Consider the following 13,719-nt stretch of genomic DNA (forward strand, 5'->3'; position numbering starts at 1 on the left):
GGCGCATTCAAGCACTGGTGACGGTGGGTGCACACAATCTGGGCGGCGTGTTGGGGGTTTTGGCGTGTGGGCGGGTCAGGTGGGAGTGGCCAGGGCGAAAGGCAGGACCGCGTCGGCGCCGCTGGTGCGCAGGGCATGGGCGGCGACGGTCATGGTCCAGCCGGTATCGGTGAGGGTGTCCACGAGGAGGATGGGGCCATTGACGTCGGCGAGGTCGGGGAGCTCCCAGGAGTCGAACAGGCCGGCCACGCGGTGGGCGGAGTTCGCCGCGGAGACCGGGGGGCGGTCCGGTCTCGTGTGGAGAGTGCCGAGGTTGTCGAGTCTGCCGATGTGCGCCAGGCGCTCGGCGAGACTCGTGGTGAGCTGGGGATAACGAGGGGATTCGAGGGCAAGGACCGAGGTGGGGCGGGTGGCCCAGGTCCAGTCGCGCAGGACCGCGATGCAGGCGTCGAAGACCGCGTCGGGCACCGGTGCGTCGGGGGCGTCGAGCAGGGCGCGCAGGCGCATGCCCCAGCCGAGGTCGGTGAGCCTGCCGAGGACGCGGCCGGTTTCGGCGCCGCCGGAGATCTTGCCCGACAACGGGATTCCCAGTTTGGCCATACCGCTCGGCCACTGTTTGCGGGGAGCGAGGTCGAGGCCGGGGCGGTCGAGGCGGGCTCGGGTGGCGGCGATCGCGGCGTCGTCGACGGTGGTGTCGGGGCGGGTGCCGGTGCAGTTGTCGCAGCGGCCGCAATCGAGGTCCGAGGTGGCGAGCCCGTCCAGGCCTGGATCGTCGAGTTGGCGGCGCAGGAAGGTCATCCGGCAGGTGGCAGTCGCCTGATAGTCGATCATCGCCTGCTGTTCGGCGTCGCGTGCCGCGGCCAAGCCCTCGTAGCGTTCGGTGTCGTAGGTCCAGTCCTGGCCGGTCGAGAGCCAGCCGCCGCGGACCCGGCGCACGGCACCGTCGACATCGAGCACCTTCAGCACCATCTCGAGGCGTGATCGATTCAGCTCGACCAGCGGCTCGATCGCCACCGTCGACATCGCCCGGTCGCTGTCCAGCGCGGCGAGCACCGAGCGCACGATGTGCTCCCGAGGGAAGGCGACGGAGGCGAAGTAGCTCCAGATCCGCGCGTCCTCGGGCCCCGGCAGCAGTACGACCTCGGCGCGCTCGGTGCCTCGGCCCGCACGGCCGACCTGCTGGTAGTAGGCGATCGGCGAGGACGGCGCCCCGACGTGCACGACGAATCCGAGATCCGGTTTGTCGAAGCCCATCCCGAGCGCCGACGTCGCGATCAGTGCTTTGACCTCGTTGTTCAGCAGGGCTGCTTCGAGCACCTCACGTTCGGCCGGGTCGGTTTGGCCGGTGTAGGCGGCGACGGTGTGGCCGTGCGAGTTGAGCAGGTCGGCCAGATCGTTGGCCGCCGCGACGGTGAGGCAGTAGATGATCCCCGAACCCGGCATCCGATGCAGCTGCTCACCCAGCCACGCCGTGCGCTGGACCGCGTCGTCGAACCGGACCACCGACAGATGCAGCGACTCGCGATCCAGCGTGCCACGCAACACCAGCGTGTCGGTGCCGATCTGCCCGGCCACATCGGTGACCACCCGGTCGTTGGCGGTCGCGGTGGTCGCCAGCACCGGCACCTCGGATCCCAGGTCGGCGATCAGCGTGCGAATACGACGGTAATCGGGCCGGAAGTCGTGTCCCCAGTCCGATACACAGTGCGCCTCGTCGATCACGACGAGCCCGGCATCGGCGGCCAGCCGGGGCAGTACCTGATCGCGAAAGTCGGGGTTGTTCAATCGTTCCGGACTCACCAGCAGCACGTCGACCTCGCCGTCGGCCACCCGCTGATGGATCTCGTCCCACTCGGTGACATTGCCCGAGTTGATCGTGGCCGCCACCACCCCGGCGCGCTCGGCGGCCGCCACCTGGTTGCGCATCAACGCCAGCAGCGGCGACACGATCACCGTCGGCCCCCGCCCCGCACCGCGCAGCAACTTGGCCGCGATGAAGTACACCGCCGACTTACCCCAGCCGGTCCGCTGCACCACCAGCGCCCGCCTGCGCTGCACCACCAGCGCTTCGATCGCGATCCACTGGTCCTCCCGCAACCGCGCGTCGGGCCCGGCGAGCTCACGGAGCAGCTCCTCGGCTCGTTCGCGCAGGTCAGGAGCCGTCAGGTCGAGCACATCGTTGCCTGCGGGTGAGGTCATGCGGCCCATGCTGCCTTGTCCCACCGACAAGTTTGATCGGCGGTACAGAACCACCTCCGCGCGATGGTGGCCGGTCGTGCTCGATCACCCGGTGAATCGGCCCGTGGGGGAGGAGAATAGGGCTGATCACCGGGCTGTGGGAGGGGACTCATGTCGAACAGATTCGACTCGCCTGCGGGGTGGTCGCCGCCCGGTTCGCAATTCCAGACGAACTCGAACACCTCCCGGACACTGATCGGCGCGTTTCTCGCGCTGATCGTGACACCGGTCGGAATGGGGCTGGCCGCGCACGGCGCGCTGGACACCAGCCGGTGGGTCATCCTCGGTGATGCGGCCGACCGGCTCGGCTCGACCCTGCAGATCATCGTGGGCGCGCTGTTGCTCCTGCTGGTCAGCGCCCTGGCCGGGTTCACCCCGATCGCGACGGTCCTGGCCGGGCTGGTGTGGGGCGTGCTGCCGAGTCTGGTCTACTTCGTGTCGCCGGAGAGCACCTGGCGGATGGTCGGTGATCTGCCGCTGATGAACGACGAGATGCACCTCGCGATCAACGCGTGGATCACCAACGGCTACACCTTCGTCGTCGGGTTGCTGCTCGTCGGCGCAGGTGTGGCGGGCACCCTGCGCCGACGATGAATCAGCCCTTCACACACAGCACCTGACGCAGCGTCGCCACCACGTCGACCAGGTCGGCCTGTGCCGCGATCACCTGGTCGATGTCCTTGTACGCGGCCGGGATCTCATCGACCACGCCCGCGTCCTTGCGCGATTCCACACCTTCGGTCTGCGCCACCAGATCCGCGACCGTGAACTGCTTCTTGGCCGCCGACCGGCTCAACCGCCGCCCCGCACCGTGCGAAGCCGACTGGAACGAAGCAGGATTCCCCTTGCCCCGCACCACATACGAGCGCGTCCCCATCGATCCCGGAATCAAGGCGAGTTCACCGGCACCCGCCCGCACGGCACCCTTCCGGGTCACCAGCATCGGCTCACCGTCGATGATCTCCTCGGCCACATAGTTGTGGTGGCACGAAACGGGGTCGTCGAAACGCACCTCGCGCCCGGCGAATTCGTCGCGCACCGCACGGCACACCAGCGACAGCATCACCGCCCGATTGCGCGCGGCGTACTCCTGCGCCCAGGTGAGATCGCGCCGGTAAGCGTCCATTTCCGCGGTCCCGGAGACGAACACGGCCAGATCCCGATCCGGCAGCGACTGGTTGTGCGGCAACGCGCGCGCCACCGCCATGTGCCGCTCGGCCAGTTCCTTGCCGATATTGCGCGAACCGGAGTGCAACAGAATCCAGACGGCGTCCTCGGAGTCGAGGCAGACTTCGATGAAGTGATTGCCGGACCCGAGTGAGCCGATCTGCTTGTGCGCCTTGGATTCCAGCTGGGATACCCCGGGATGCAGCTCGCCGAACGAACGCCAGAACCGCGCCCAGCCGTTGGCGCGCAGCGCCGCCTGCCCGTGCGAACCCGCGAGCTCGGCACCGAGCTTCGTCACGTTCACCGCGTCCTTGTGCGCCTGGAAGCCGACGGGCACCGCCTGCTCGATCCGGCTCCGCAGCGACCGCAGATCGTCCGGCAGATCGGCCGCGGTGAGATCGGTCTTCACACTCTCCATCCCGCAGCCGATATCGACCCCGACCGCAGCGGGCGCGACCGCATGACGCATGGCGATCACCGAGCCCACTGTCGCCCCTTTTCCCAGGTGCACATCGGGCATCACGCGCAGTCCGTGCACCCATTCCAAATTCGCGATATTGCGAAGCTGGCGCAGCGCTGACTGCTCGATCTCGTGCTCGTCGGCCCACATGAGCGTCTGCGCTCGCGTACCGCGCAGCTCGACGGGAAACATGGTCGGTCCTTTCCTGGATGAAGGACCAACGGTATGGGTGGGGCGGATGTGTCGCACCTGATTTTCACGGCGCCTGAAGGTCAACTGGGGGTGAGTGCAGCCGCGATCTGCGCGCTCCCAGGGATCGACGAGCTTGCGCCGAGACTGGTGGTCGCCAATGCTCCGGCGGTATTCGCCCAGTTCAGCGCGGTAGACGCGCCCTGATCCCAGGTCGCGACCAGTGCGCCGGTGAACGCGTCGCCCGCGCCGGTCGTGTCGAGAACCGCTACGTCGAGGCCCGCGGCGGACAGCTCGGTTCCATCGCCGCGATAGACCGCCCCGTCCCCACCGAGCGTGCGCACCAGATGCGCTACCTGCGTCAGCTCGGCCGAATACTGCTCGGACTCCAGTGAATTCACGATCGCGAGGTCGACGGCGGCCCACAACTCCTCGGGCAGCGGCTGCACCGGCGAAGGATTCAGCGCGACGACCGTGCCCGACGCGCGGGCGTGCTGTGCTGCGGCGCGCACTGTCTCGATCGGAATCTCCAACTGGCACAACAGCATGTCGGCATCCGCGATCGCCGCGAGTTCGGCGGCGGTCAGCTCGGTCATTCGCCCGTTCGCTCCCGCCACCACGATGATGCTGTTCTCGCCGGTGCCGTCGACGATGATCGAGGCGACCCCGCTGGCACCGTCGACCCTGCGTAGCAAGGTGATATCGACGCCGGCCGCCGAGAGCGTGGCCGCCAGCTCCGTGCCGAACGCGTCGTCGCCGATCGCCCCGAGAAACCGCACCTGCGCACCGGATCGCGCCGCCGCGATCGCCTGGTTCGCGCCCTTACCCCCCGGCACGGTCGCGAACTCGGTCCCGAGCACGGTCTCGCCCGGTGCGGGCCTGCGTGCGGTTGTCGTGACCAGATCCATGTTGACGCTGCCGAGTACGACGACGGTCGGGGAATCGGGGCGATCCATGGCGGTAAATCTAACGGTGACGCCGCCGCTCCTATCGGGTTCGGGCGGTTCGTCGCATTCGGCCGGTCGGCGTGCACGCACGGAAACCCAGTGGTCACGCCTTGTGGATAACTCCGTTGACGGCGGCGCCGAACCTGTGGACAACTCGGTCCCGGTGCCGGTCGGAGGGGTATTCCGGGTCCTGGGTGGGGTCGAGCGCGCAAGGCGCACTGCGTACGCTGATACCCATGACGGTAGAAGTGACCCCCGAGCTCGACATCCGCGCAGCGGTGCACGACGCCGCCCGCAGGGCTCGCGTCGCGTCCCGTGTGCTGGCACAGCTGACCACGGCGCAGAAGAACGACGCACTGCACGCGGCGGCCGACGCCCTGCTCGCCGCCGCCGATCGCGTGCTCGCGGCCAATGCCGCCGACATCGCGACCGCGCAGGCGGCCGGAACCGAGGAGAATCTGCTCGACCGGCTGCGCCTCACCAAGGCTCGGATCGACGGCATCGCCTCGGGTCTGCGCCAGGTGGCCACCCTGCCCGACCCGGTCGGCGTCATCGTGCGCGGTTCCACGTTGCCCAACGGTCTCGAGATCCGCCAGACCCGTGTCCCGCTCGGCGTGGTCGGCATGGTCTACGAGGCGCGGCCCAATGTCACCGTCGACGCCTTCGGCCTCGCCCTCAAGTCGGGTAACGCGGCGCTGCTCCGTGGGTCGTCGTCGGCCGCGAACTCCAATGCCGCCCTGGTCGAAGTACTGCGCGAAGCCCTTGTCGTCCAAGGTGTTCCGGCCGACGCTGTACAGCTGCTGCCCAGTCATGACCGCTCGAGCGTCACCCACCTGATCCAGGCCCGCGGCCTCGTCGACGTGGTGATCCCGCGCGGTGGCGCGGGCCTGATCAACGCCGTCGTCCGCGACGCACAGGTGCCCACCATCGAGACCGGCACCGGCAATTGCCACGTCTACGTGCACTCGGCAGCCGACCTGGACATGGCCGAGGCCATCGTGCTCAACGCCAAGACCCGCCGCCCCAGCGTCTGCAACGCCGCCGAGACGGTGCTCATCGATGCCGCCGTCGCCGCGACCGCGCTGCCCCGCCTCAGCAAGGCGCTCGAAGACGCGGGCGTCACCATCCACGGCGATCTGCCCGGTCAGGTCCCGGCCACCGACGCCGACTGGGGTGAGGAGTACCTCACCATGGATATCGCGCTGAAGGTCGTCGACGACCTCGACGCCGCGGTCGACCACATCAACACCTGGGGGACCGGCCACACCGAGGCCATCGTCACCGCCGACCTTGCCGCTGCCCGCGAGTTCACCGCCCGCGTCGACGCCGCCGCGGTGATGGTGAACGCGTCCACCGCGTTCACCGACGGTGAGCAGTTCGGCTTCGGCGCCGAGATCGGCATCTCCACCCAGAAGCTGCATGCCCGCGGCCCGATGGCACTGCCCGAACTCACCTCCACGAAGTGGATCGTGTGGGGCGACGGCCAGACTCGGCCGGTGTGATCATGGCTCTCGTACAGGAACCGATCTTCTCCTCGGTCGACGATGTCATCGACCGGCTCGCCACCACCGGCTACCTGGCCGACAAGGCAACGGCCACGTCGGTCTTCCTCGCCGATCGGCTTGGCAAACCGCTGCTCATCGAAGGCCCGGCCGGTGTCGGCAAGACCGAGCTGTCGCGCGCGGTGGCCCAGGTCGCCGACGCCGAACTGGTGCGCCTGCAGTGCTACGAGGGCGTCGACGAGGCACGCGCGCTCTACGAGTGGAACCACGCCAAGCAGATCCTGCGCATCCAGGCGTCGAGTGAAAACGATTGGGCCGAAACCAAAGCCGACGTCTTCACCGAGGAATTCCTGCTCTCGCGCCCGTTGCTCACCGCCATCCGCCGCACCGAGCCGACGGTGCTGCTGATCGATGAGACCGACAAGGCCGACGTCGAGATCGAGGGCTTGCTGCTCGAGGTACTCAGCGATTTCGCGGTGACCGTGCCCGAACTGGGCACCATCACCGCCACCCGCAAGCCGTTCGTGGTGCTCACCTCGAACGCCACCAGGGAACTGTCGGAGGCGCTCAAACGCCGCTGCCTGTACCTGCACCTCGATTTCCCCGACGAAGACCTCGAGCGCCGCATCCTGGCCAGCCGTGTACCGGAACTCCCCAGCACTGTGGGCGAGCAACTGGTGCGGGTCGTGCACGTGCTGCGCGGTATGCAGCTCAAGAAGCTGCCCTCGGTCGCCGAGACCATCGACTGGGGCAACACCTTGCTCGCGCTCGGCGCCGCGGACCTGGACGACGCGACCGTGCGCGCCACGCTCGGCGTGGTGCTCAAGCACCGCAGCGATCACCAGCGCGCGCTGGCCGAGCTGAAGCTGGCCTGACCGTGACTGCGCCGGCACCACATGGAATCGGTGGCCACGTCGCCGGTTTCGTCGGTGCGCTCCGGGCCCGTGGGGTGCCGGTCGGGCCCTCGGAAACCGTCGACGCGGGCCGGGTCTTGACTGTGCTGGATCTGCTCGATCGCGAGGCGGTGCGTGAGGGGCTGGCTTGTGCGCTGCTGCGCAGGCCCACCCATCGCGCCACCTTCGACGGTCTGTTCGACCTATGGTTCCCCGTCGCCGTGGGCGATCGCACCGCCGCGGCGCCGGACCTGCCACGCACCCCCGACGGTCAGATCGACCTGGCCGCCCTCCGTGCGCAACTCGCCGAGATGCTCGCCGCCGAGGATGGTGGCGAGCAGTTGCAGATGTTGGCCGGACAGGTCGTCGAGCAGCTCGGGCAGTACCAGTCCGCGCGCGGACCATCCTTCTCCGCGTACCAGGCACTCAAAGATCTTGCGCCACAGACCTTGCTGGCCAAGGTGCTGGCGGGCCTTGCCCTGCCGGCGGACGCGAGCGAGCGCGACACCGAGGTGGCGCGCCGCGTCGCCAGGGAACGCATCGCGGGGTTCCGGGCGAGCGTGGAAGCCGAGACCAACCGGCGCGTGGCCGAACAGATCGGACGCGAACGCGTCGCGACCTACGGCGTCGCCCGCCAGGCCGAGGACGCCGACTTCTTACGCGCTTCCGAACGCGAGCTCACCGAATTGCGGCGCGGCACCCAGCGTTTGGCTCGAATCCTGGCCTCCCGGCTGGCGGTGCGGCGCAAACGAGCCCGGCGCGGCGAGATCGATCTGCGCAAGACCTTGCGTGCCTCGATGTCCACCGGTGGCGTGCCGATCGACCTGGTGAACCGCAAACCTCGCCCCGGTCGCCCGGAACTGGTGCTGCTGTGCGATATCTCGGGCTCGGTGGCCGGGTTCAGCAATTTCACCCTGCTGCTGATGAGCGCGCTGCGCGAGCAGTTCTCGCGGGTGCGGATCTTCGCGTTCGTCGACCGCACCGACGAAGTCACCAGCTTCTTCGAGCCGTACGCGGGCCTCGACGACGTGATGACCCGGATCTTCACCGAGTCGCGCATCATCGACGCCGACGGCCACTCCGACTACGGCTACGCGCTGACCAGCTTCGCCGAGAACTTCGGCGAAGCCGTCACCAGCCGTAGCTCGCTGCTCGTCCTCGGCGACGGCCGCACCAACTACCGCAATCCGCGACTCGACACTCTGCGTGAACTGGTCGGCACCGCCCGGCACGCGCACTGGCTCAACCCCGAGCCCAAAAATCTATGGGGGACAGGCGATTCGGCGGCTCACGAGTACGGTTCGGTGATCGAGATGCACGAATGCCGATCTGCTCGGCAGCTGACCGAGGTGGTCTCCCGACTGTTGCCCGTCTGAAGGAGCTTCGAGGATGAGTGTGGACGTGCTGGCCTACTGCCTGGCCAAACCCGGTGCCTGGGAAGACGAGCCGTGGGAGGGCGACACCGTCGCCAAGGTCGGTGACAAGATCTTCGCCTTCCTCGGCGCGGGCACATCGATCGGCCTCAAATGCGGCCGCGACCGCACCGAAGCCGACGAACTGGTCACTGTGTACCCCGACGATGTCACCGTGTCGGCCTACATCGGCCGCTACGGCTGGAACAGCATCCGCGTCGGCGGCGCGGTGCCCGACGACGAGCTCCGCGAACTGATCGACGCCTCCTACGACGCGGTCGTCGCCAAACTCCCGAAGTCGAAACGCCCCACCGCCTGACCACTTCAGCCGACGTTAAGCGCCTCACATGGCGCGGCTACCAAGATCACGCCCATGCTGGCAGGGGCGTCGCGCGACGACGAGCGATCCGATCGACGGATATCGGATGTCGAGATGGTGCGGTCGGGCCGTGCGCTCGCCGGCTGGGCGCGGTCCACCCGGTGACCGATCCGCTCGAGAACGATCGCTCCTACGGCGAGCCCATCGCCGTAGGCGGCACCCCGGCCGACTCGGTGGAAGGTCGACCTGTCGACTGGTGGGAGGCGGCCTCCCCGGAAGGCGCCTCGCGACGCGCTTCGCCCGGTTCCGGGAATGACTCCGCTGCCCGGTCATCCATGGCGGTCGTCGACAGCTCACCAGGTGCCGAATCTCCGCAGCTCGCGCCCGGTTCGGGGGCGCGCACGGCGCGGCGTCTGGCCGGGGTCGCCGCGGCGCGACTGGTGGACGCGCCCGCCGCGGCGGAGGAACAGCTGCGCAGGGCGCTCGTCGTCGGTGCCGGTGAGCTGGGTGGACGAGAGCTCGCCGCGATGCGCACCCAGTTGGTCACCGCCGTCGCCGCCCAGCCGGGTCGAGACCGTGATGTCGCCCGAGCCGCCGCCTCGGCCGCCGCGTGCTGGCAGCCGATCTCCCCGGCCGACGCGGTCCACCTGTGGCTGGTCGCGGGTCGCGCGTGGCATCGGGCAGGCAAGCACGCGCGGGCGGTCGCGGCATTCGACCGCCCACTGCTGACCGGACCCGTCGGCTACCCACCCGCCGAACTCGCGCTGGTTCGCGCCCAGTTCGCCGAATCGCTGAACCACCTCGGCCGCTACCGCCAGGCCGCCTGGCAGTTCGCCGAGGCGGCGCGGCTGATCGCCGGCTCGCCCGCACAGCGCCGCCACCACGCCGACCTGGTGTGGTCGGCCGCGGTCGCCCGCGAGTGCTGCGGACAGGAATCCGAGGCGCTCGGCGGCTACCTGCGCGCCGCGGGGCTGTGGGGCGAACAGGACAAGATCGTGCCGCGGGCCCGCTGCCTGCGCGCCGCTGCCTGGCTACAGCTGCGCGGACCGCGGGGACGGGTGCGCGGGCCATGGTGGGTGACGATCAAGGTGTTGCTGACCGAACTCGATCGCCGGGTCGCCGCTGACCCGGCAGCACACCTGGTCGAAGAGCTGAAGACCACCCGCGCGCAATTCGCGCAGATGTGTGCGCAGACGTCGGCGCCGCACGAGCACCGTGATGTCGCGCAGTAGTCCGGTCCGCCCCGATCCAGGCGCCCGGATTAAGCTCAGACCTCATGCACGAAACAGCTCGGCCGCGCCGCAAGCTCGGTGTCATGGGCGGCACCTTCGACCCGATCCACCACGGCCACCTGGTCGCGGCGAGCGAGGTCGCGAACCGGTTCGAGCTCGACGAAGTGATCTTCGTGCCGACCGGGCAGCCGTGGCAGAAGGTCAACAAGCAGGTCAGCCCCGCCGAGGACCGCTATCTGATGACGGTCATCGCCACCGCGTCCAACCCGAGGTTCTCGGTCAGCCGGGCCGACATCGAACGCAACAAGGTCACCTACACCGTCGACACCCTGCGGGAGATGCAGAACACCCACCCCGACGCGGAGCTGTACTTCATCACCGGTGCGGACGCGCTGGCCAACATCCTGACATGGCAGGATTGGACCGAACTGTTCGAACTGGCGAAGTTCGTCGGGGTGAGCCGACCGGGTTACGAACTCAACACCGATCATCTCGAGGAGCATCTGCGGGACCTTCCCGCCGACGCCGTGACGATGGTCGAGATCCCCGCGCTGGCCATCTCGTCGAGCGAATGCCGCCGCCGCGCCGCCGACGGCCGACCGGTCTGGTACCTCGTCCCTGATGGCGTGGTGCAGTACATATCGAAGCGGCACCTCTACGTGCCCGCAGGAACGGAAGGTAGCTGACGTTGAGCCACATGGTTCTGACCAAGCAGGAGGAGACCGCATGAGTGCCTCTACCGAAGCCATCGAGATGGCCACGGTCGCGGCACTCGCGGCCGACGACAAGCTCGCTACCGATGTCGTCGTTCTCGACGTCTCGGAACAGCTGGTGATCACCGACTGCTTCGTGATCGCGTCGGCGCCCAACGAGCGCCAGGTCAACGCGATCGTCGACAACATCGAGGACAAGCTGCGCGAGGCAGGCCACAAGCCGGTCCGCCGCGAAGGCACCCGCGAGGGACGCTGGGCGCTGCTCGACTACGTCGACATCGTCGTGCACGTTCAGCACAACGACGAGCGCAACTTCTACGCGCTCGAGCGCCTGTGGCGTGACTGCCCGGCGGTTCCCGTCGAGGGCATCGCGGCACTGCCGACTCCGGCCGCCGACGACGACGCGCAGGTAGAGGCAGACAGCGAGTGAGCAAGTACGCCCATGTGCGCAACCTGATCCTGTTGCGGCACGGGCAGACCGAATGGAACGCCGCCGACCGGATGCAGGGCCAGATCGACACCGATCTCACCGAACTCGGTCGCCAGCAGGCCAAAGAGGCTGCGCGCGAACTGGGTTCACGCAATTCCATCGCGATCCACGCCTCCGATCTGCGGCGCGCCAAGGAAACCGCGCAGGCGCTCGGTGACATCACCGATCTGCCTGTCATCACCGATCCGCGGCTGCGCGAGACCAACCTCGGTGACTGGGAAGGCCTGACCCACCTCGAGGTCGACGCCGACTACCCCGGCGCGCGTGTGCAGTGGCGTCTCGACGCCACCTACACACCGCCCGGCGGCGAGAGCAAGCTCGAGGTCGGTGCGCGGTCGCTGCCTGTGGTGCGCGAACTCTACAACGAGCGACAGGATTGGCCCGGTCGGACTATCATCCTGGTTGCGCACGGCGGGTTGATCGCTGCTCTGACGGCCGCGTTGCTGGAACTGCCACCGGAGAACTGGCCTGCCCTCGGCGGGCTGGCCAATACGAGCTGGGTGCAGCTTTCCAGTCACGGCCCGGATATCGACCGACCCGGATGGCGCCTCGATGTTTGGAACGCAGCGGCGAAGGTAGCTCCCGATGTCCAATGAAGAGCCTGTCCGATCGGTACCTGATGAGATGTTCCAGCAGGTGACGGCCAAAGCCGGACGGCAATTGCCGGACGCGCTTTTCGGTCCGCCACCCGCTCGGCCCGCTCGCGCGGAGCGCGAGGAGCCGATCCGATCGGTACCGGACGAACTCTTCCAGCAGGTCACCGCGCGCAGCACCCGATCGCTGCCCGATGCCCTGTTCGGCCCGGTTCCACCGCCGGCCGCCCCGGAACCCGAGCTGGTCAGCTCGACGGCGGATGCCGTCGAGTCCGGCTCGGCGACAGCGGATTCCGCGTCGTCGGCCGACGGCGATTCCGTGGCCGACGGCGACGCCACCGACAGCGCGGTGACTTCGGTCGGTGACGATGTCGCGAGCGAGGCCGACGAGAAGCAGGTGGATACCGTAGAGCCTGCGGCGGATACCGCCGAAGTCGTCTCCGAAAGCGGCAGCTCCGTCGACGATCCGGCGGTGGTCGCCGAGTCGTTCGCGGTTGCCACAGAATCGATCGATCCGGCTGCGCCACAAGTTCTCCGACAGGGAACGACTGATCCGGTTGTCGCGGATGCCGAGGTCGCTCCTTCTGTCGACGATTCCGAAACTCTGTCGGCCGGCGAGGCGGCTGCCGCCGACTCCGCAAACGACGCAGGAGCTCAGGTCGAGCCCTCCGCGGTAGGTCTGGACGCGGGCTCCGCTGACGCCTTGCTCGCGCCTTCGTCTGCGGCGCACACCGATCTTGTAGCCGACGTGTCCGCGAACCCCGAGGCACCGCAAGGTGAATCGGTCGCTGAGGCCGCTGCCGGTTCGGTGCTCGTCGAGGAAGCCGTTTCGCCGAGGCCGGTGGAGTCCGCAGCACCGCGACCCGTGCTGCTGGTGATCGCCGATTCCCTCGCCTACTACGGGCCAAAGGGTGGGTTGCCCGCCGACGATCCGCGGATCTGGCCGAACATGGTTGCCGCGGAACTGGATTGGGATGTCGAGCTGATCGCGCGGATCGGCTGGACCTGTCGCGATGCCTACTGGGCGCTGATCGGAGATCCGCGGGTCTGGGCCGCGGTGCCCCGCGCCGGGGCGGTCGTGTTCGCCGTCGGCGGTATGGACACCCTGCCGTCCCCGCTGCCCACCGCGCTGCGGGAAATGATCCGCTACATCCGTCCGCCGCGGTTGCGTCGTGGCGTGCGGGCTTCTTACAACTGGTTGCAGCCCAAGCTGTCGAAACTCGGCCGCCCGGTTGCCCTTCCGCCGCGGGTGAGCGTGGACTACCTGGAACAGTCGCGTACCGCGTTGAACCATCTGCGTCCGGAGCTGCCGGTTGTCGCGGTACTGCCGTCGGTGCACAAGTGCGACGCCTACGGGCGAGTGCACCGGGGCAGGGCGCGGGCGGTCAAGGCCTTGCAGGCGTGGTCCGGTCGCACCTCGGTACCGCTCGTCGACCTCGGTGAGGCCGTGCGCGACGACATCGAGTCGGGGTCCGCGAACCCGGACGGCATCCACTGGGGCTGGGCCGGGCACGCGGCGGTCGCGACGGCGATGACCAAGGCGCTGCAGGAGGTCCGGTAGTCC

Annotated in this window: 13 protein-coding genes; 10 read left to right on the forward strand and 3 right to left on the reverse strand. The window is 68.6% G+C overall.

All coding sequences use genetic code 11. From position 1 onward, the window contains the following. Window positions 1–75: 75 nt before the first annotated feature. Entirely contained in the window at window positions 76–2,199 is a 2,124-nt protein-coding gene (locus ACWZHB_RS02010; protein ID WP_427906236.1) for a RecQ family ATP-dependent DNA helicase, read from the reverse strand. 150 nt (window positions 2,200–2,349) lie between these two features. Here ACWZHB_RS02010 and ACWZHB_RS02015 point away from each other — a divergent pair, with 150 nt between their 5' ends. Further along, window positions 2,350–2,832 (forward strand): hypothetical protein, encoded by a 483-nt coding sequence (locus ACWZHB_RS02015; protein WP_427906237.1) that lies wholly within the window; start codon window positions 2,350–2,352, stop codon window positions 2,830–2,832. A gap of 1 nt (window position 2,833) precedes the next feature. Here the strand turns inward: ACWZHB_RS02015 and ACWZHB_RS02020 are convergent, their stop codons facing one another. Then, window positions 2,834–4,057: an RtcB family protein gene (locus ACWZHB_RS02020; RefSeq protein ID WP_427906238.1), complete on the reverse strand. Its 1,224-nt coding sequence runs from the start codon at window positions 4,055–4,057 to the stop codon at window positions 2,834–2,836. An 80-nt stretch (window positions 4,058–4,137) separates the two neighbouring features. Further along, a complete protein-coding gene (locus tag ACWZHB_RS02025; RefSeq protein WP_427906239.1) occupies window positions 4,138–5,010 on the reverse strand; it encodes a ribokinase in 873 nt (290 codons plus the stop codon). A 227-nt stretch (window positions 5,011–5,237) separates the two neighbouring features. Here ACWZHB_RS02025 and ACWZHB_RS02030 point away from each other — a divergent pair, with 227 nt between their 5' ends. From ACWZHB_RS02030 to octT, 9 genes are all read left to right on the forward strand, one after another. Then, the gene (locus ACWZHB_RS02030) at window positions 5,238–6,503 is read left to right on the forward strand and encodes a glutamate-5-semialdehyde dehydrogenase (protein ID WP_427906240.1); all 1,266 of its coding nucleotides are present in this window, start codon (window positions 5,238–5,240) and stop codon (window positions 6,501–6,503) included. A gap of 2 nt (window positions 6,504–6,505) precedes the next feature. Beyond that, a complete protein-coding gene (locus ACWZHB_RS02035; protein ID WP_427906241.1) occupies window positions 6,506–7,378 on the forward strand; it encodes an AAA family ATPase in 873 nt (290 codons plus the stop codon). After that, window positions 7,375–8,772 carry a vWA domain-containing protein gene (locus ACWZHB_RS02040; protein ID WP_427909049.1) on the forward strand — a complete coding sequence of 466 codons (1,398 nt, stop codon included), beginning with the start codon at window positions 7,375–7,377 and terminating at the stop codon, window positions 8,770–8,772. The genes ACWZHB_RS02035 and ACWZHB_RS02040 overlap by 4 nt, the downstream gene beginning before the upstream one ends. 13 nt (window positions 8,773–8,785) lie before the next feature. Continuing rightward, on the forward strand, window positions 8,786–9,127 hold the full coding sequence (locus ACWZHB_RS02045; protein WP_427906242.1) for an MmcQ/YjbR family DNA-binding protein: 342 nt from the start codon (window positions 8,786–8,788) through the stop codon (window positions 9,125–9,127). Between the two features lie 161 nt (window positions 9,128–9,288). Beyond that, a complete protein-coding gene (locus ACWZHB_RS02050; RefSeq protein ID WP_427906243.1) occupies window positions 9,289–10,359 on the forward strand; it encodes a hypothetical protein in 1,071 nt (356 codons plus the stop codon). A 44-nt stretch (window positions 10,360–10,403) separates the two neighbouring features. Then, on the forward strand, window positions 10,404–11,045 hold the full coding sequence (nadD, locus tag ACWZHB_RS02055) for a nicotinate-nucleotide adenylyltransferase (protein ID WP_056821473.1): 642 nt from the start codon (window positions 10,404–10,406) through the stop codon (window positions 11,043–11,045). A 40-nt stretch (window positions 11,046–11,085) separates the two neighbouring features. Continuing rightward, window positions 11,086–11,502, forward strand: a complete 417-nt coding sequence (gene rsfS, locus ACWZHB_RS02060) for a ribosome silencing factor (RefSeq protein ID WP_427906244.1) — start codon at window positions 11,086–11,088, stop codon at window positions 11,500–11,502. After that, complete coding sequence (locus tag ACWZHB_RS02065; protein WP_427906245.1) at window positions 11,499–12,158, forward strand: histidine phosphatase family protein; 660 nt, start codon at window positions 11,499–11,501, stop codon at window positions 12,156–12,158. The genes rsfS and ACWZHB_RS02065 overlap by 4 nt, the downstream gene beginning before the upstream one ends. Then, window positions 12,148–13,716, forward strand: coding sequence for a diglucosylglycerate octanoyltransferase (gene octT / locus ACWZHB_RS02070; protein ID WP_427906246.1), 1,569 nt, complete (start codon window positions 12,148–12,150; stop codon window positions 13,714–13,716). Before ACWZHB_RS02065 ends, octT begins: the two co-directional genes overlap by 11 nt. Window positions 13,717–13,719 lie beyond the last annotated feature (3 nt).

It is taken from the genome of Nocardia sp. FBN12, from assembly GCF_054031145.1.

Coding starts and splice junctions, on each gene's coding strand:
- ACWZHB_RS02010 (WP_427906236.1), bottom strand. CDS start 2,199: ATGACCTCACCCGCAGGCAACGATGTGCTCGACCTGACGGCTCCTGAC.
- nadD (WP_056821473.1), top strand. CDS start 10,404: ATGCACGAAACAGCTCGGCCGCGCCGCAAGCTCGGTGTCATGGGCGGC.
- ACWZHB_RS02020 (WP_427906238.1), bottom strand. CDS start 4,057: ATGTTTCCCGTCGAGCTGCGCGGTACGCGAGCGCAGACGCTCATGTGG.
- ACWZHB_RS02045 (WP_427906242.1), top strand. CDS start 8,786: ATGAGTGTGGACGTGCTGGCCTACTGCCTGGCCAAACCCGGTGCCTGG.
- ACWZHB_RS02035 (WP_427906241.1), top strand. CDS start 6,506: ATGGCTCTCGTACAGGAACCGATCTTCTCCTCGGTCGACGATGTCATC.
- ACWZHB_RS02015 (WP_427906237.1), top strand. CDS start 2,350: ATGTCGAACAGATTCGACTCGCCTGCGGGGTGGTCGCCGCCCGGTTCG.
- ACWZHB_RS02030 (WP_427906240.1), top strand. CDS start 5,238: ATGACGGTAGAAGTGACCCCCGAGCTCGACATCCGCGCAGCGGTGCAC.
- octT (WP_427906246.1), top strand. CDS start 12,148: ATGTCCAATGAAGAGCCTGTCCGATCGGTACCTGATGAGATGTTCCAG.
- rsfS (WP_427906244.1), top strand. CDS start 11,086: ATGAGTGCCTCTACCGAAGCCATCGAGATGGCCACGGTCGCGGCACTC.
- ACWZHB_RS02025 (WP_427906239.1), bottom strand. CDS start 5,010: ATGGATCGCCCCGATTCCCCGACCGTCGTCGTACTCGGCAGCGTCAAC.